Origin of the sequence: Thalassolituus sp. ST750PaO-4 (assembly GCF_020320405.1) — a bacterium.
Taxonomy (GTDB): domain Bacteria; phylum Pseudomonadota; class Gammaproteobacteria; order Pseudomonadales; family Oceanobacteraceae; genus Venatoribacter; species Venatoribacter alkanivorans.
In genome coordinates this window covers 424,529-442,391 of sequence record NZ_JABVCB010000005.1, presented here as the reverse complement: position 1 = coordinate 442,391, position 17,863 = coordinate 424,529, and the positions used below count along the sequence as shown (strand labels likewise).

Here is a 17,863-nt window from a genome sequence, read left to right as displayed (position 1 = left end):
GGGCATGTTCATCGGATTGAACAGCGCCTGTGATTGCTTGAAAACAGTCTGTCTTACAGTAAATCAGCACATAATGACGGCTGATTTACGTTGTCAGCGAGCGCAGCAGATTCTTATAGTCTTCGCGAATATCTGCGCTGGTTTCCTGTAATTCTTTAATTTTGCGGCACGCATGCAGAACTGTTGTGTGATCACGGCCACCAAAGGCATCGCCGATTTCCGGCAGGCTGTGGTTGGTCAGTTCTTTGCTCAGCGCCATGGCCACCTGGCGCGGGCGGGCGATGGAGCGGGTGCGGCGCTTAGATAATAAATCAGACATCTTGATTTTGTAATACTCAGACACGATTCGCTGAATATTATCGACACTGACCTGTTTATCCTGCAGCGCAAGCAGGTCTTTCAGGGATTCTTTGATAAACGGCAGGGTGATTTCGCTGCCGGTAAAGTGAGCGTTGGCCACCACGCGCTTCAGTGCACCTTCAAGCTCGCGCACGTTGGAGCGGATCTTCTGGGCAATAAAGAAAGCGGCATCATCGGGCAGGTGTACACCGGTCTGCTCGGCCTTCTTCATTAAGATAGCCACACGGGTCTCAAGCTCCGGCGGCTCAACCGCTACAGTTAAGCCCCAGCCAAAGCGGCTTTTCAGGCGCTCTTCCAGACCATTGATCTCTTTCGGATAACGGTCACAGGTCAGAATCATCTGCTGGCCGCCCTCAAGCAGGGCGTTAAAGGTGTGGAAGAACTCTTCCTGTGAGCGCTCTTTACCGGCAAAGAACTGAATATCGTCAATCAGCAACGCATCCAGGCCGCGGTAAAAGCGTTTGAATTCGTTAATGGCATTCAGCTGCAGCGCTTTCACCATATCCTGCACAAAACGTTCAGAATGCACATACAACACTTTGGCATTCGGATTTTTGCTCTGCAGATAGTTACCCACAGCATGCATCAGGTGAGTTTTACCCAGACCAACGCCACCATATATAAAGAGGGGGTTGTAGGAACCGCCGGCATTTTCGGCAACCTGGCGGGCTGCGGCATGGGCCAGCTGGTTCGATTTACCTTCAACAAAGGTTTTAAAGGTAAAGGTCGGGTTAAGGAAACTCTGGTGCTGGATGCCCCCTTCAACCTGAACTTCACGCTTAGGGCGGCTGACAACAGGTGCCTGTGCAGCAACCGGAGCCTCACCATAAGAAGGCGTATTATTAAAAGAAGGGACTTCCTGCTGGCTGCCGTAATCAAACTCAGCCTGCGCCCGTGGGGCGGCAAAACCAAAGTTTTCATTCTGGGCAGGAGCCGGAGCAGGTTCAGGACGACTGACAGCCAGCGGACGGAACATCGGCTGGGCTTCGCCCACGGCCAGTTCCACGCGGGTTATCAGACCGCCATTCAGATCGGAGAGGATTTCCTGAATGCGTTGCAGGTACTTATCCTTCACCCAGTCTTTTACAAAACGGTTAGGCGCACTCAGAACCAGCTGTCCACTGTCGGCGTTTGCCACCAAAGGCCGGATCCATGTGTTGTATTGCTGCGCGGGGAGTTCGTGCTGCAAGTGTCCCAGGCAATCTTGCCACAGAGCTGTCAGTGCCACTTCTTTATATCCGTTATCTGAATTCTAGCGAGCCGCACATTCTAACTGAGGGGGCGGTGGTTATCCACAGAAGTTATGATAATTTTCCACGCTTCCTTAAACCCTGTGGATAAACAGGACTAAAGCATGCGGATAGTTTTCTGGATAACCTTGTCCGGAATTTTTCTGTCGATTCCACACACATTCCATACCTCACTTACCGGCAGCTAGTGCATAACTTAAGCGCAGTTAAACACACCACTTATGCTTTACGTAAATACTTGTTTTTAAAGGATTTTTTATGATTATCCACAGATATTGGCGTGACTAAGAATAAAAATAACGAACTACTCCTTCTCTTCTTTCACATAACATAACAGGTATAAAAATCTTTTCGTGTGAACAGGAAAAACCGGTTTGAGTAAGTTCTGAAACTGCACATAAAATCACCATTGCTATTGCTGATTCTTTCTCATACAATTGCCGCCCTTAAAAATTAGACCCTTTTCACTTAACTGGGTGACAGTGTTATGAAACGTACTTTCCAACCAAGCGTATTGAAACGTAAGCGTACTCACGGTTTCCGTGCCCGTATGGCTACTAAAAACGGCCGTGCTGTTCTGGCTCGTCGTCGTGCTAAAGGCCGTCACGTACTGACTGCTTAATCGACCGTCTGACGCTGCGTAGTTTGCCGTCGATGCCGGAATTCGGATTTCCCCGCCGTGCCCGCTTACTCAAGCCGGTGGAGTTCAAACGGGTTTTCGACAAGACAGAATTACGCGGTAGTTCGCCTCACCTGTTGGTGCTGGCAACTCCGAATGAGCAGGACCAGGCCAGGATCGGATTCGTTCTGGCCAAAAAGCAGATCAAACGGGCTGTAGACCGCAACCGGATTAAACGTCTGGTTCGCGAATCGTTCCGGCATCATCAGCATGAGATGGCGTCGCTGGATTTTGTTTTACTTGCCCGCTCTGGTCTTGCCGAACTGGACAACCAGCAAATTCGTGAGATGATTGACGGCCTTTGGTTCAGATTAAAGCGTCCTTCCAATGACAGACAAGCAAACGGCAGCCGAAAAAACCGCCGCGCATCCCGGCGCTAAGGTGTTGCTGTCCCTGATTGCTTTCTATCGTTACGCTCTCAGTCCCCTTATTCCCAGTCGTTGTCGCTATTACCCCACCTGCTCTGCCTATGCCGATGAAGCTGTTCGTCGATATGGTGCTGTGCGCGGCGGTTATCTTGCGCTCAAACGGTTGCTCCGGTGTCACCCATGGGGTTCCCACGGTGTGGATCCGGTACCCGATTTACCCAACCATTCCTCCAATTGTTGTCAACGGAAACCCTAATCATGGATATCCGCCGTACGGTCATATTTCTTGGCCTGATTGTCAGTAGCTATTTTCTTATCCTCGCCTGGAATGATGACTACGGTCAGAAAAATCAGGTAACAGCGCCGATTGAAGCAACCCCGGTTGCTGAAAACCAGGACGCTCCGGTAACCACCGCCAGTGCCGACGAGCTGGCTGAGCAACCAGCGGTTGATGCTCCGGTTGTCAGCACAGAAGCCAAGGCGCAGCCATCGGCTGAACTGATTCGCGTAGATACCGACGTACTGCGTCTGGTGATTGACCCACGTGGTGGTGAAATCGTTGAAGTACTGTTGCCTGAATATCCGGCAGCGGTTGATCAGAAAGACGTTCCTTTTGTATTAATGGAGCGCAACCAGCGCCGTACCTATGTGGCTCAGAGTGGTCTGCTGGGTAAAGACGGTGTGGATGCTCAGGGTCCTGCGCTGTACAGCGCGGATGCCACTCAGTATAAGCTGGCGGATGGCCAGGATGAGCTGAGCGTGGTGCTGACCACTCAGACTGAGAAAGCAACGGTAGAAAAAGTATTCACCTTCCGTCGTGGTGATTACCTGATGGATGTTAACTTCCGCATCAAAAATACCTCGGCCGAAGCCTGGCAGGGTGTTTTCTACGCGCAGCTGAAGCGTGATAACTCGGTTGACCCGTCGGCCGGTTCGCAGATGGGCATGGCGGCTTACTTAGGCGCAGCTCTGACCACTAAAGAAAACCGCTACGAAAAAGTAACCTTCTCCGATCTGGAAGACGGCCAGTACAAAAAAGTCGAGCAAGGTGGCTGGGCCGCAATCCTGCAGCACTACTTCCTCGCTGCCTGGGTACCAGCAAAAGATGTGCAGCACACCTACAACGGCCGTGCGGTTAAAGGAAACTACATTTTTGGTTTCTACGATGCGCCTACGGTTGTTGCCGCCGGTGAAACCGCTGAAGTGGGTGCCAGCCTGTATGTCGGTCCTAAAGTGCAGGATCGTCTGGCCGAAATTGCAGACCATCTGGATCTGACTGTCGATTACGGCTGGTTATGGTGGATTGCCCAGCCGCTGTTCTGGTTGCTGAGTTTCTTCCACGGTCTGGTGGGCAACTGGGGTGTGGCCATTATTCTGCTGACTGTACTGATTAAAGCCGCATTCTTTAAGCTGTCTGCCACTTCTTACCGCTCGATGGCGAACATGCGCAAAGTAGCGCCGAAGATGCAGGAAATTAAAGAAAAATACGGTGATAACCGTGAAAAGCTCGGCCAGGAAATGATGAAGCTCTACAAAGAAGAGAAGATCAATCCGCTGGGCGGCTGTCTGCCGATTCTGGTGCAGATGCCGGTATTTATCGCGTTGTACTGGGTACTGATGGAATCTGTGGAACTGCGTCAGGCACCGTTCTTCCTGTGGATTAAAGATATGTCGGTGATGGACCCTTACTTCATCCTGCCATTAATCATGGGTGCTTCTATGTTTATTCAGATGAAGCTGAACCCAACACCGCCGGACCCGATGCAAGCGCGTGTTATGCAGTTTATGCCGGTGATCTTTACCGTGTTCTTCCTGTGGTTCCCGGCCGGTCTGGTACTGTACTGGGTAGTGAACAACATCCTGTCGATCAGTCAGCAGTATGTGATTACCAAACAGATCGAAAACAGCTGATCTGCAGGAATCTTAAAAAGGCGCTTCGGCGCCTTTTTTATTGCCTGCCGTCCAAACGTACAAAATTCAAAACAGCTGCGGCGGCTTTTGATTGTCTGCATCCTCCGGGTTAACTCAGGTACAATTCGCGCAAGCCAAACCGCTGTATTTAAAACGGCGCCCAGATTTCAGGAATCCGCGATGAGCAACCTTATCCACAACGACACCATTGCTGCCGTAGCCACTGCACCGGGGCGTGGCGGGGTTGGCATTATCCGCGTATCCGGCGCGCTGGCGTTAACCGTGGCCCAGGCCGTACTCAGCATAGAGCCCAAACCCCGTTATGCCCACTACGGGCCGTTTAAAGCGGCTGACGGTACGGTGCTGGATGAAGGCATCGCCCTGTTCTTCCCCAACCCGAATTCTTTTACCGGTGAAGACGTACTCGAACTGCAGGGTCATGGTGGCCCGGTGGTGCTTGATCTGTTGCTGAAAGAAGTGGTGGCGCTGGGTTGTCGTCTGGCGCGCCCGGGTGAATTTTCCGAGCGCGCTTTCTTAAACGACAAAATGGATCTGGCCCAGGCCGAAGCCATTGCCGATTTAATCGACTCCGCCTCTGAGCAGGCCGCACGCTGTGCACTGCGTTCATTACAGGGCGAGTTTTCCAACAAAGTACACAGCCTGCTCGACCAGTTAATTCAGCTGCGTATTTATGTCGAAGCCGCCATCGATTTTCCCGAAGAAGAAATCGATTTTCTCTCCGACGGCAAAGTAGCCGCCATGCTCGACGCCGTGGATGCGGAGCTGAAAGCGGTTCTGCGCGAAGCCGGACAAGGCGCGCTGCTGCGTGAAGGTATGAACGTGGTGATTGCCGGACGGCCGAATGCCGGTAAATCGTCGCTGCTGAATGCACTCGCCGGTCAGGAGCGTGCCATCGTTACCGATATTGCCGGCACCACGCGCGACGTATTAAAAGAACATATCCACATCGACGGTATGCCGCTGCACATCATTGACACCGCCGGTCTGCGTGATGCGCCGGACGAAGTTGAGCGCATTGGTATTCAGCGCGCCTGGGACGAAATCAGCAAAGCCGACCGCGTATTACTAATGGTCGACAGCACCACCAACGAAACCGATGCAGAGAAATTACTGCACGCCCTGTACGACGAGCGCGGGTTGCAGGACGCCGCGACCGATCTGTTAAATAACGGCCGCTTAACCGTTATCCGCAACAAAGCAGATTTATCCACAGAGACCATTGGTCTGAATAACGACGGCCGTTTCCCGGTAATTACCTTATCAGCGAAACAGAATGCCGGTGTCGATGTGCTGCGCGAACACCTGAAACAGATTATGGGGTTTGATGCCGCTGCCGAAGGAGGTTTCCTTGCCCGCCGCCGTCATATCGATGCTCTTAACCGCGCGCAGCAGGCTCTCGATTTTGGTCGCCAGCAACTGGAAGGCATGGCCGCCGGTGAGCTGCTGGCCGAAGATCTGCGTATGGCGCAGCATGCGCTGAACGAAATTACCGGTGCTTTCACCGCCGATGATCTGCTGGGCGAGATTTTCGGCAGCTTCTGTATTGGGAAATAATCAGCCATGAGTGACAAGCCGGGTGAGCAAGGTTTCTGAGCACTCTGGTAATCGTTTTCAGGCATAAAAAAACCGCGATATTCGCGGTTTTTTTATGCCCGTTAAACAGCCTGAAATGAGCGGATCAAACGGTTTTATATTTCTGCTGTTCCGCTTCCCATTCGCCCAGCAGCTCACGGTTATCGTGCATCCATGGGTGAAAATCGCGGCGGAAATAATCCAGATAATCACGCCAGATGGTTGGTACTAACCCTGGCTTCAGGAAGTAGAACCGGAACCCTTTCCACCAGACTTTCGGGTTAAATAACTGGCCGTCTTTCCACAGGAAAATCGCCTGAATAATCGACGTGCGCAGACAGAAAAGAATGGTGACATTAATCATGGTCAGAACCCGCAGCCAGTAACTGCCAACTGCCTGTTGGTACACATCGTAAGCCACGGCTTTATGTTCGGTTTCCTCAATCGCATGCCAGCGCCACATTTCTTTAAATTGCGGGTGCATGCCTTCGGTTGATTCCGGGTTGGTCAGAACCTGGTGCGCCATAATGGCGGTAAAATGTTCCAGCGCACAGGTAACTGCCAGGCGGTGTTTACGCGGCAGCCATTTTTTCATCCAGACCTTTTCTTTCTTTTCAAAGGCCATGATTTTGTCGATTGGGTAATGCCATTTTTTCAGGTAGTCGTTGTACTGCGCATGTTCATGGCCGTGAATGGCTTCCTGTTTAATAAAGCCTTTAATCTGCTGCAGTAATTGCGGGTCGCTGATTTTGTGCTGATTATCACGCACGGCATCCATAAACATGCGCTCACCTTCCGGGAACAGGCAGGAAAGCGCGTTCATGAACGTCGATTTAAAAACATCGTCGCCATACCAGTATTTGGGAATGTCATCGAGGTCGAATTCAAATTCCATTTTACGGCCGGGAATTTCCATAGAAGAACTGATGGCCTGAGCTTTTTGCAGTTTGCTGTTCATAAACGCCTCGCAGATGATGTACCTAGGGCCTGTTAACACTAATTAAACGAGCCTGTTATCGGCTAAAAATTTCTCAGACAAGGCGCTGAGAGTGTGGCCTAACGGGTTAAGCGAACGAACAGCAACGCTGGATGAGGAATTTTTAGCCATAACCCTTCGGGCTGAGGCCATTTTTCCCCATTAACGTCGTCGTTCGTCATTCATTTAGCCCGCTAATATCACTCCTCACTCCTTGTTCTGAGAAAAACTGGCTCTCAGCAGGCCTGATTCAATTAGTGTTAACAGGCCCTAGCCCAATGTTAAGTGCGGTAAGCAGACCGCAAACTATTAACCGGTACGTTATTCTCATTATGCGTAACAGGATAGGCGCATCAGGCCAGCGCTGACAGGTGATCGGACGACAATTATCGGGTGCGGTGGTGACTGCAGGTGGCTTTCGATCACCGCCTGCAGGCAGAGCAGGCGGATTGTTGTAATTACTCAGAGATGACCGACTTTCACCAATATCAGCGTCTCTTCATCAACAAAAGGATGGTGCTGGCTTAAGTGCGGACTGCGCAGCCAGGTATGCTGCGGATATTCACCGTGCTCGTCTTTAAAGCAGCCGGAAATTACCAGAATTTCCTCCCCACCCCAGTGGCGGTGCGGTTGGAATACCTCTCCAGCAGGCCAGCGCACCAATGCCGTACTGGCTCCCAGATGTTCATGCAGCGGGCATACGGTCAGGCCGCCAATACCCGGCCGCCATTGCTGATCTTCGGGGCGGATGCGCACGGTTTCAGTGTCGGTTTCAGCAAACTGATTAAGTTTTACAAAAATCAGACAACCCTGCTCGGAAAACGGTGCATGGGCAGAACCCGGTGGATTGCGCAGATAACTGCCGGCCGGGTAATCGCCGGATTCATCGCTGAACACGCCTTCGAGCACATAAATTTCTTCGCCCAGCGGGTGAGTATGCTGCGGAAAACGTGCGCCGGGCAGGTAGCGTACCAGACTGGTTACCTGACCATGCTCCGGAGCTTCACGTTCCAGCGGGAAACGTTCTATCGGTGCCTGCGGTGCGCTGAGCCAGGGCTGATCGCCCTGGCGGATAACCACCACTTTGCTGCGATCCATATTGATGGGCTCAAAAGTTGGTTGGGCGCTCATGGGATCTCCGGACAGTATTTCGTTGATGAAAAAGCAGGGCTGCAGGTTGATAGCCGACGATTGTATTCCTCTCCGCCGTGGTGGCCCAAGCCGCAAATCCGGCTGACTATCCGGTAAAGCGGCAGACAATGCGTATTTTTATCGGATCGCGGGTTAAAGAGAGCGGATTTCCCGCCGATTGCTATCTTTACAGGTATCACTTTCAGGCAGGAGAACTCCGTGCGCGCAGCAACTCTGGCGATAGCCGCCACCTTACTGGTGGGATGTATTGCAGAAGAAGACAAAGACAAGATCACCAACGAACAGGGAGTGACCGTCAGTGATCCGACTCTGGCCCTGAATGGTTTATGGGACGGCCAGTTTGATCAGGCAGGCAGCCTGCGGGTGCTTATTTATAACGGCAACGTTTACGGTCTGGATGAAAGCCGTGGTTACTACGGCACAGCATTGCTGAATAACGATAACCGCACCGCCACACTGGCGCTGACGGGTTATACCCTGTCGCAGAATGATACCGCCGCCAAACAGTATGTGGCCGATGGCCTGAATCAGGATTACAGCCTCAATGGCCTGCTGTACACCGTGGAAGCTTCACCACAGCTGGTCGGTGACTTTGAAAACGCCATCGGCACCGGCAGTTTTGTGCTGACCGATGATGGCACCTGGCCGAATAACTCTGCCCTGAGTTTGCTGGCGGGCAAGTGGACGGCCACCGGTTATGAATTCTATGTTGAGCCATTAAGCAGCAAGGCTTCGTTTAAAGGCATCAGCACCGACAGCAGTGGCTGCACCTTCGAAGGCGATATCACCTTGCTGGATAAAAACGATGCCCTCTACGCCGTTACCCTGCGCGAGCGCAAAAACTGCCCGGCATTTAACGAAACCAACGCCAGTGGCTATGCCGTGATCAACAGCGATGGCTCGCTGGAGTTGTACCTGCGCAAAGATACCGACCTGTTGTTTATGACCTTTACCGCGCCGGTCAGCAGCACACCTGTGGAAACCCCTACCGATACAACAGACACAACGACGGATACAACCACGCTCTGAGCGGTTAACGGCTGCTGCTGCCTGCAGTGGCCGTTATTCCTTCCCCCTTCCTGTGTATAACCTTCTGGATAACGCGTAATAAAGATCCGCATAAGCTGGGATCTCAGCATGAACAGTTTTCCTTATTTATTCTGAGGATAAAGTTACCCACAATTATCAACAGCTTTATACACTCACTAATACTTTGTTTTTTAAGGAATTAAATTAAAAAATCACAGCAGTGACTAAAAATGGCTAACAGTCTTTTTTCCGATGTGGATAAAGTGTATAAAACCATTGGTTAAATTTTACTCAGCCTACTGCCGCTGGCCGCACAAGGCTGGTATACTGCGCGCCCTTTTTTCCCGATTCCTGTTAAACGAACAATTCTGAGGTGGCTTGTGGATTATCCCGTGCGTTATGACGTCATTGTGGTTGGCGGTGGCCATGCCGGTACCGAGGCGGCGCTGGCCGCGGCGCGTACCGGCTGCAAAACCCTGCTGCTGACCCACAACACCGACACCGTCGGTGTGATGTCATGTAACCCGGCCATCGGCGGGATTGGCAAAAGCCACCTGGTTAAAGAAATCGACGCACTGGGCGGCGCCATGGCGCGCGCCACCGACAAAGCCGGTATCCAGTTCCGCATTCTTAACAGCCGTAAAGGCCCGGCGGTGCGTGCAACCCGCGCTCAGGCCGACCGCGCGCTGTACCGCTCGGCGATTCGTCATATTGTGGAAAACCAGCCCAATCTGGATATCTTCCAGGCCGCCTGTGACGACCTGATCGTACAGGGCGACGGCGTTGGCTCCACCGTCTGTGGCGTAGTCACCAACACCAATATGCGCATTCACGCCACCAGTGTGGTGCTGACCGCCGGTACTTTCCTTGGCGGACTTATCCACATCGGTATGGAAAACCACAGCGGTGGCCGTGCCGGTGACCCGCCGTCGATTGCGCTGTCCAAGCGTCTGCGCGAAATGCCGTTTAACGTTGGCCGCCTGAAAACCGGTACGCCGGCGCGTATCGATGCGCGCAGTGTCGACTTCTCCGTGATGCAGGTGCAGCCCGGCGATGCGCCGCTGCCGGTGATGTCCTTTATGGGTTCGGTGGACGAACACCCTGAGCAGGTAAACTGCTACATCACCCACACCAATGAGCGCACCCACGAGATTATCCGTAATAACCTTGACCGCTCGCCGATGTATGCCGGTGTGATCGAAGGGATCGGCCCACGTTACTGCCCGTCGATCGAAGACAAGATCACCCGCTTCGCTGATAAAACCAGCCATCAGGTGTTTGTTGAGCCGGAAGGTCTGAACAGCAACGAACTCTACCCGAACGGTATCTCCACCAGTCTGCCGTTCGACGTACAGCTGGATCTTATCCACAGCATCCGTGGTTTTGAAAATGCCCACGTCACCCGCCCGGGTTACGCCATCGAGTACGACTACTTCAATCCACAGGATCTGAAGCACAGCCTCGAAACCAAATTCGTTAACAACCTGTTCTTCGCCGGCCAGATCAACGGCACCACAGGTTACGAAGAAGCCGGTGCCCAGGGCCTGCTGGCCGGTACCAACGCCGCCCTGCGCGCGCTGGAAAAAGACGCCTGGGTACCGCGCCGTGATCATTCGTATATCGGCGTACTGGTCGATGACCTGATCACCATGGGTACCAAAGAGCCGTACCGTATGTTCACCAGCCGCGCCGAATACCGTTTAGTGCTGCGTGAAGACAACGCCGATCTGCGCCTGACCGAAGTGGGCCGTGAGCTGGGTCTGGTCGATGACGAGCGCTGGGCCGCGTTCAGCACCAAGCGCGAAAGCATCGAGCAGGAAGCGCAGCGCCTGAAAACCACCTGGGTGCAGCCGGGCAGCGCCGAAGCCGCCGCGCTGGAAGCCAAAGGCGAAAGCAAGTTTGTGCGCGAATACAGCCTGCACGATCTGCTCAAACGTCCGGGTCTGGAATACAACGATGTGGCTGGTCTGAAAGGTGAGCCGGTGGCTGATCCGCAGGTCGCCGAGCAGGTTGAGATTCAGGCCAAGTACGACGGCTACATCGCCCGCCAGCTTGATGAAATTGAACAGCTGCGCCGCTATGAAAACACCAAACTGCCGGCCGACCTCGACTACGACGCCATGGGCGGCCTGTCGAACGAAGTGAAGCAGAAGCTGAATACCCTGCGCCCGGAAACCCTTGGCGTGGCTTCACGTATTTCCGGTATTACCCCGGCGGCTATCAGCCAGATTCTGATTCATCTGAAAAAGAAAAATGCGGTAAACAAGCTGAGTGCGTGATGCTTAGTTACTGCTGACCCCTGAACCATATGCTGCCCGAACAGGAAAATACGGACCGCATATGGTTTGCCCTGTTAAGGGCTTCATCCGCCCAATGCCGCACCTGATGCCATTGCTCAGGCTGTCGCTGCTGTATATTGTGCAAAGACTCAATTTTATCCGGCTAAGCATCAGTGCCTTGGCCAATATCGTGACTAAAGGAATAGCCGATGCTACGCCATCTCCTCAGCTGCCTGCAGCGCGCTGTATCACGCCTTACAGAATCCCGGGTATTTACGTTTAATAGTGAGCCTGAATGGCATATCAGCGTACTGCGTTGGACAACGCTCGTTTTCTACGGCTGGCTGGGCGCTGTGGTGGTGTATCTGCTGTGGCCGTGGCTGTCGTACCTGCGCCCGGAGCGTTTATTGACTGATAAGCCAACCCTCTATGTGCTGTTGCAGGGTACCTGGAGCCTGGTGGCGGTATTGCTGGTGCTGGCATTGCAGGACAAATTTTTTATCCGTTTTCCGCGCAAACGCCAATCCGTTTATTGCATCGATATCCAAACCTTTGTGCGCTACCCAACGCTGCATGTCAGCGTGGTTACAGGCATTCTGCTATTGCTGTCGACCTTTGATGGGACATCCGCTCCAGGCGGTAGCAGTCTGCTGGTTATTTCCAGTGATGCACTGCAACTTCCGGTATTGATCGAAGAAAAAGAGACGCGTCATTTGCCTGTTTTGGGCGGTGATGGGCTGAGCATTTTCTTCCTGATTTATGCTTTTATCCTTGCTGTGCGGACGGCATACCACGTCAGAACTTTGGCTGCTGAAACAGAAAAATCCAGATCAACAGAAGCACTCAATTTACTGACATGCAGTGATAGCCAGTTTGAGCAATGGCTACGAAAGGAAGAGGGCGAAAAGACGCTGGATTTCTTTGACCGAGAACCTTATGTCGAACGTATGCTGGTACGCACCGAACAGACCACAGGCAAGAAGTCACAGCGGAGCAAAGGCCAGATTCTGCTGGGGGAGTTTGGTTCAGGTAAAACAACCATTGTTAATTTACTGGAAAAGAAATTAGGCCCGGAGTGGATTGTATCGCGCTTTGACTGCTGGCAACGGTCGGGCAAGCCGCAAGAACTTGCCGCTCAACTTATTGAGCAGATTCTTCATGATGTCGGTCAGCAGATTGAAGTGACCAGTCTGGCGAGCCTGCCAGAGTCTTTCGCCAGTGCCTTGTATGGCAGCAGTCACTGGTGGCAATTGCTGGATATCTGGCTGCGCCCGGATACGCCGGAACAGGTCATAGGTAAGCTGGATAGTCTGCTTAAGGTGCATAACCGCAGACTGTTGTTGGTGATAGAGAATGTGGACCGCAATGAAGAGCGTGAACATTTCATTAATATTATTGCAGCGATATTGGACAAACTTCAGCAAAGCAAAAACCTTAACCATATTGATTTTATCTTCAGCGCCGATGAAGCACGTCTGGATAAAGAATTGCTGTACCGAATTGCTGATTACAGAGAACGAGTGGCGACTTTTATTTCTCCCGAGCTTCTCATCCGGTTTATGGCCCTGTGTCTGGACAGTGCGTTAAGCGGACGAAGGAATGGTGAGTCATTGATTATTCCCTATCTGAGTAAAGATTTTTTATTGCCAGGTGATGCGCAAGGAAAAATTGAAGCGGTTAAAAGTGCATTCGGAATACAGTCAGGTAATGGTAAGTCGGCAATCTTTAGTAAGGAATCTAACGAAAATAAAGTGCTGATGGCACTCACAAACATTCTTTCCAATCCACGCCGGCTTAAGCATGTATTGCGTGATATGTATCAACGCTGGCTGGATGAACTGAAAGGTGAAGTCAATCTGTTTGATCTGTTGTTGTACTGTACAGCGAATGACGAGGGATCGATAAGAGATGGGATGGATAAATTCACCGAGAAGGACTTAAACGGTTCAGGTGATAATCCTTTTCTGGCAGGAACCAGCAAGAAACCGAAAACGCCTGTGGATTCAGACGCTGAAACCACTGCGGATGCCTCCTACGGCGATTCGGATTTGATAGCGTTTTATCTCCTTAATGGGGATTTAGCTCCAGGCCATCCATGCAGATCGTCTATTTGTCAGCCTGTTATCGACAAGGAAGGAGTGTCGGAAGACGTATTTGAAAAATACCGTAAGGTAGTGGATATAGGCGTTGTTAAAGGCTACGCCAGTAGCGATCAGGAGTTCCTGGGAAATTATATAAAAGCCTCATCTAAGAGTGGTGATCCACAAGCACTGGCAGCTTGTCTGAACTTCGCCTTATCGTCATCCCATCATCTGGTGATCTTTGAAAATCTGCTGATATCGATGACGGAGAAGTATTTTTCTTCAGTTACTGAATTATATCGGTTTTCCCATCGCGCCATCGTTCTGGCCGATCAGCGTTATGCCAGTACTATGAATGGTGTTCTTAATCTACTGATCCGGCTTTGCTTTAGGGTGATGAATTTTGACGCCAGTGGCGGTGAAAGTCATGCCGATAAGCTTCAGAGCACACTAACCAATGCGTTAAAAAATCTAGCTAAACAGGAGCAATATAGCTATCTGTTGCGGATTCTTACCTTTATTTCCTGGGGAAAAGAACGTGATTTTGCTTTGCGGGTTATCAATACGGTGGCAAAAAGTGTGTTTACCCGCGAGTTTTCTAACAGCATGGCAAAGGCATTTAAAGAGAATGATGCTGGAACCTATGAGTTGCAGTATGAGTACATTTTGCTGCTGCCAGCTTTAGAAAAAGCCGAACATATCATCGGTAAAGAAACCCTACTCGAGGTATGCCGCTCCTTTCTTATGGTAATAGGTGAAAGGCTTGAGAACGAACCTCTAATTCTCACTGAGTTTACGCAGCGAGACTCTATAAATCTAGAGAGGATTACGTACATCATCGCGCATTGGTTAGAGGTTAAAGTTCTTACTGGCACCAAACTAAACGCCTGGCAGGAACTGCTGCGGGTCTTGCCGGATGCCAAGAACACTGATAATTCACAGCCGCAGGATAAGTAACCATCCTTACCCGCATAGGGCGCTTAGCCCTCCTGACCCGGAGTTGATTGATCGTTTGCGATACTTTTGTGCAATAAATTGCACAAAAAATAGTCGGACCTCAGTTTTTGTGCAGAATATTGCATTTTATTGCCTTTCGGCGTAAAAATGGTGCACTAAATTGCACATATCAGGTCGGCTCTTATGGCAGACACATTAACGCTGGAAACCTGTATCGCCGGTCAGTGGCAGAAAGCCTGCTCGCTCTGGTTCCACGAACCGGCCGCCGGTCGCTCCGGGCCGGTTACTCTGGAGTATGACGCGGCCTATGTCGCCCGCTACCAGAATAATCCGGCTGCGCTGGTCAGCCTGCGCTATCCGCTGGATTTCTTTCCCCATGAGTGCGAACACTGGCCAGCATTCTTGCTGGATATTCTGCCCATGGGGGCCGCGCGCCGTTATTGGGGGCAACGGCTGAATCTGGTCAATCCGGAACACCCCAGCCATGATTTTATGCTGCTGCAACAGGGTGCCAGAGCGCCGGTCGGCAATATGCGTATAAAAGAATCCTGCCCGGTTGATATACCTCCTGCGCGTGGTTTCCCCATCGCTGACGTGCTCAGCCGTGATACCGGGTTTCTTGATTACGCCCGGGAGTGCGGTGCGACAGTGGGGGGGGCCAGTGGTGCCGGCGGAGAAGCGCCTAAGTTTCTGCTGACGAGGGGCAAAGACGGTTTGTACTATCCGGATGCCACGCTGCCGGATGATCTGGCCGATGAGTTCTTTCTGGTTAAGTTTCCCCGGCAAAGCTCCCACAATCATCGTCCGCTGGACAGTGATTTACTGATTCTGGAAACCGAGGCTGCGTATTACCAGATCGCCAGCCGCCTGGGGTTTGACACTATTTGCCGCTCCCCCTGGCCTTTAACAGGTAGTAAAGGAGAACATTTTTTTTTCCCTGTTTCTACTGAAAATGCCGTCTCCCGGCCAAGCCTGTGGCTGCCGCGTTTTGACCGGAGGATCACACCATCTGCGGTTGACCGCATCGGGGTTGAGTCATTGTATTCACTGGTCGGCTCGGTTGAACCGGGAGCCAGCATTGCGCATACGGAGTATCTGCGCTGTCTGGTATCTGCCTGGGCTGGTCATGGTCAGCAGGCTGAAGTTCCTGAACTGGTGGCGGAATATGTGCGCCGTGATCTGTTAAACGTGGTTCTGGGTAATAGCGACAATCATGGCCGCAACACTTCTGTGCTCCGGCTGAATAATCGTCTTCAGCTTGCCCCGGTCTATGACCTTGCACCTATGGTACTGGATGAGTCTGGCATTACCCGTACCAGCCGCTGGTCGCAGGCCAACGAACTGGGGGGCGAATTTAACTGGCGTGATATCTGTGAAGAGGCGTCCCAGGTTGGTTATGGCGTTACGGCCGACGACCTCTGGCGCACATTAACAGCCTTAGCGAAACAGTTAGTGGCTTTGCCTCGTCTGGCTGAAGAGTACCGGGTGCCATTACCGGTTCTGCAGCAACGAACAGGAAAACTTAACCTTAAGGGAACAGAACAACGTCTGAAATACTGGGGGCTGCTGCCATGATGATACCAGCGGCACAGCAGCTTAAAGCGATGAGCAGAACAGAACTGCTGTCGTTTGTTGAACGCGGCGTTTTTGCAGGTGAACTCTCTTTGGGGGCCGCCCTTAAAATACTGCGCAAGTATGTAGCGGGTCTGAATCAGGCCGATTTTGCCGAGCTTTGCGGTGTTTCCCGCCGCACTCTGGCAGCGCTGGAATCCGATGAAGGTAATCCAACTCTGCAGACTGTAAATCAGGTACTGAAATTATTTGGTTTAAAACTGGGGTTAGCGCGTTTGTACCCATAACGTCACTTTTAACCCGCACGGGCTTGATACGAATCAAGCCCGTTTTTGTTTCTGCTGCCACACTGGGCCATTCCGAGGTTTCTTAAAACACATAAATGGAGTCGTGTTATGAGTGGCGAACAACAGGTGATCGATTTTTTACTGCAGTTGCTGGATGACGCAGCGGTACAGAATCATGAAATCAATGGCCCGTATCTGGAAGATATTCTGTTCACTCAGCTGCTGACCCGCCTGGCGGCACGGCGCACCGAAAAAGACATTCTGCATCAGGTGCAGTACCACCTGAATTTTGAGCAGCGCAATCTCAGTAAGGATGAGTTTGTCGTTACCCGCGGCTGCTGATGTTCTGCGGCAGCCAGCCTGCACAGATCAAACTGGACAGATCAGCTGCGCAGATTTTGCTGCCCCAGCAACCCGGTGAGCACCGGTGAGACAAACTGGCGTTTCACCGTTACCGCATAAAAGCTCTCGAACACGTTGGGCAGGGTCATAAACTCCTGCAGTGTGCCCTGCGCAATCTCATCTTTTACTACCACGGTTGGCAGTACGGTCAGCGCGCCGGTGTCACGTGCCAGCAGACGCAGCATCGCCATATCGTCGGCCTCGGCCTGGACGTCCGGTTCGTAATTCCAGCGGCTGCAGAAGCCATCAAAGGCGCTGCGCAGCTCGGTACCGCTGGCCGGTAAAACCCAGCGCCGGCCTTCATACCCCTGCGGGAATTCAGCCGCTGGTTTTTGCTCTGGCGGCCCGACCACAGCCAGTGGCTGGCGCGCCAGTAACTGGCTTTGCCACAGGGTTTCCGGCCCCTCTGCGGCGACGTTGCTGTTGGTCAGAATCAGGTCGAACTGATGGGTGGCGAGACCGTTCAGCAGGTTGTCCATACCGCGCGCATGCAGGCTGAAACGCACTTTCGGCTGGCTGATCAGCGGCGCGATAAAGCCCTCGATAAAGTTACGCGACATGGTCGATAACACGCCGATCCGCAGCTGCTGATATTCCGGCTCAATCCCATGGCGCAACAGTGACTCCAGCTCTTCACCGCGACTGAAAATATCATTGGCATAACCCAGCACCCGCTGGCCGGTGGCGGTCAGCCGCAGGCGGCGGCCGCTGCGCTCAAACAGCTGGGTATCCATGCTTTCTTCCAGTGCACGGATCTGCGCCGACAGCGCCGATTGCGACACATGCAGCTGACGCGCCGCTTCGGTCAGGTTGCCCAGTGTGGCGACGCGCCAGAAATAATGCAGATGATGATAATTGAGGCGGCTCATCTGATTGTTCTCTAAAAGTGAATGAAATGTGAGTTTATATCTATTTTACCTATAGCAACCAGTGCGCAGATACTGCGCGCACCTGAACCCATAACAGA

15 protein-coding genes are annotated in these 17,863 nt (G+C 52.2%); 11 read left to right on the top strand and 4 right to left on the bottom strand.

The window, feature by feature from the left end:
* Positions 1-85: 85 nt before the first annotated feature.
* Entirely contained in the window at positions 86-1,588 is a 1,503-nt protein-coding gene (gene dnaA, locus HUF18_RS04480) for a chromosomal replication initiator protein DnaA (protein ID WP_225691281.1), read from the bottom strand.
* A 509-nt stretch (positions 1,589-2,097) separates the two neighbouring features.
* On the opposite strand from dnaA, the gene rpmH reads away from it, so the two are divergent.
* The 5 genes from rpmH to mnmE all read left to right on the top strand — a co-directional run bounded on the left by rpmH (position 2,098) and on the right by mnmE (position 6,143).
* Positions 2,098-2,232 carry a 50S ribosomal protein L34 gene (gene rpmH / locus HUF18_RS04475; protein WP_145467333.1) on the top strand — a complete coding sequence of 45 codons (135 nt, stop codon included), beginning with the start codon at positions 2,098-2,100 and terminating at the stop codon, positions 2,230-2,232.
* A gap of 32 nt (positions 2,233-2,264) precedes the next feature.
* Complete coding sequence (gene rnpA / locus HUF18_RS04470; RefSeq protein ID WP_145468098.1) at positions 2,265-2,669, top strand: ribonuclease P protein component; 405 nt, start codon at positions 2,265-2,267, stop codon at positions 2,667-2,669.
* Positions 2,617-2,913 carry a membrane protein insertion efficiency factor YidD gene (gene yidD / locus HUF18_RS04465; RefSeq protein ID WP_145467335.1) on the top strand — a complete coding sequence of 99 codons (297 nt, stop codon included), beginning with the start codon at positions 2,617-2,619 and terminating at the stop codon, positions 2,911-2,913. Before rnpA ends, yidD begins: the two co-directional genes overlap by 53 nt.
* A gap of 2 nt (positions 2,914-2,915) precedes the next feature.
* Positions 2,916-4,568 carry a membrane protein insertase YidC gene (gene yidC, locus HUF18_RS04460; protein WP_225691280.1) on the top strand — a complete coding sequence of 551 codons (1,653 nt, stop codon included), beginning with the start codon at positions 2,916-2,918 and terminating at the stop codon, positions 4,566-4,568.
* A 180-nt stretch (positions 4,569-4,748) separates the two neighbouring features.
* The gene (gene mnmE / locus HUF18_RS04455) at positions 4,749-6,143 is read left to right on the top strand and encodes a tRNA uridine-5-carboxymethylaminomethyl(34) synthesis GTPase MnmE (RefSeq protein ID WP_225691279.1); all 1,395 of its coding nucleotides are present in this window, start codon (positions 4,749-4,751) and stop codon (positions 6,141-6,143) included.
* Between the two features lie 124 nt (positions 6,144-6,267).
* Here mnmE and HUF18_RS04450 read toward each other — a convergent pair whose 3' ends face one another.
* Entirely contained in the window at positions 6,268-7,119 is an 852-nt protein-coding gene (locus tag HUF18_RS04450) for a metal-dependent hydrolase (RefSeq protein ID WP_225691278.1), read from the bottom strand.
* Positions 7,120-7,599: 480 nt separating this feature from the next.
* A complete protein-coding gene (locus tag HUF18_RS04445) occupies positions 7,600-8,268 on the bottom strand; it encodes a cupin domain-containing protein (protein ID WP_225691277.1) in 669 nt (222 codons plus the stop codon).
* Between the two features lie 219 nt (positions 8,269-8,487).
* Here HUF18_RS04445 and HUF18_RS04440 point away from each other — a divergent pair, with 219 nt between their 5' ends.
* From HUF18_RS04440 to HUF18_RS04415, 6 genes are all read left to right on the top strand, one after another.
* Positions 8,488-9,318: a hypothetical protein gene (locus HUF18_RS04440; RefSeq protein ID WP_225691276.1), complete on the top strand. Its 831-nt coding sequence runs from the start codon at positions 8,488-8,490 to the stop codon at positions 9,316-9,318.
* Positions 9,319-9,698: 380 nt separating this feature from the next.
* Positions 9,699-11,597 carry a tRNA uridine-5-carboxymethylaminomethyl(34) synthesis enzyme MnmG gene (mnmG, locus tag HUF18_RS04435; RefSeq protein WP_225691275.1) on the top strand — a complete coding sequence of 633 codons (1,899 nt, stop codon included), beginning with the start codon at positions 9,699-9,701 and terminating at the stop codon, positions 11,595-11,597.
* Between the two features lie 209 nt (positions 11,598-11,806).
* Positions 11,807-14,635, top strand: a complete 2,829-nt coding sequence (locus HUF18_RS04430) for a KAP family NTPase (RefSeq protein ID WP_225691274.1) — start codon at positions 11,807-11,809, stop codon at positions 14,633-14,635.
* A gap of 183 nt (positions 14,636-14,818) precedes the next feature.
* Positions 14,819-16,210, top strand: coding sequence for a type II toxin-antitoxin system HipA family toxin (locus HUF18_RS04425; RefSeq protein ID WP_225691273.1), 1,392 nt, complete (start codon positions 14,819-14,821; stop codon positions 16,208-16,210).
* Entirely contained in the window at positions 16,207-16,494 is a 288-nt protein-coding gene (locus tag HUF18_RS04420) for a helix-turn-helix domain-containing protein (RefSeq protein ID WP_225691272.1), read from the top strand. Before HUF18_RS04425 ends, HUF18_RS04420 begins: the two co-directional genes overlap by 4 nt.
* A gap of 108 nt (positions 16,495-16,602) precedes the next feature.
* Positions 16,603-16,836, top strand: coding sequence for a hypothetical protein (locus HUF18_RS04415; RefSeq protein ID WP_145467350.1), 234 nt, complete (start codon positions 16,603-16,605; stop codon positions 16,834-16,836).
* A gap of 41 nt (positions 16,837-16,877) precedes the next feature.
* On the opposite strand, the gene HUF18_RS04410 is transcribed toward HUF18_RS04415, so the two are convergent.
* Positions 16,878-17,765, bottom strand: a complete 888-nt coding sequence (locus HUF18_RS04410; protein WP_145467352.1) for a LysR family transcriptional regulator — start codon at positions 17,763-17,765, stop codon at positions 16,878-16,880.
* Positions 17,766-17,863 lie beyond the last annotated feature (98 nt).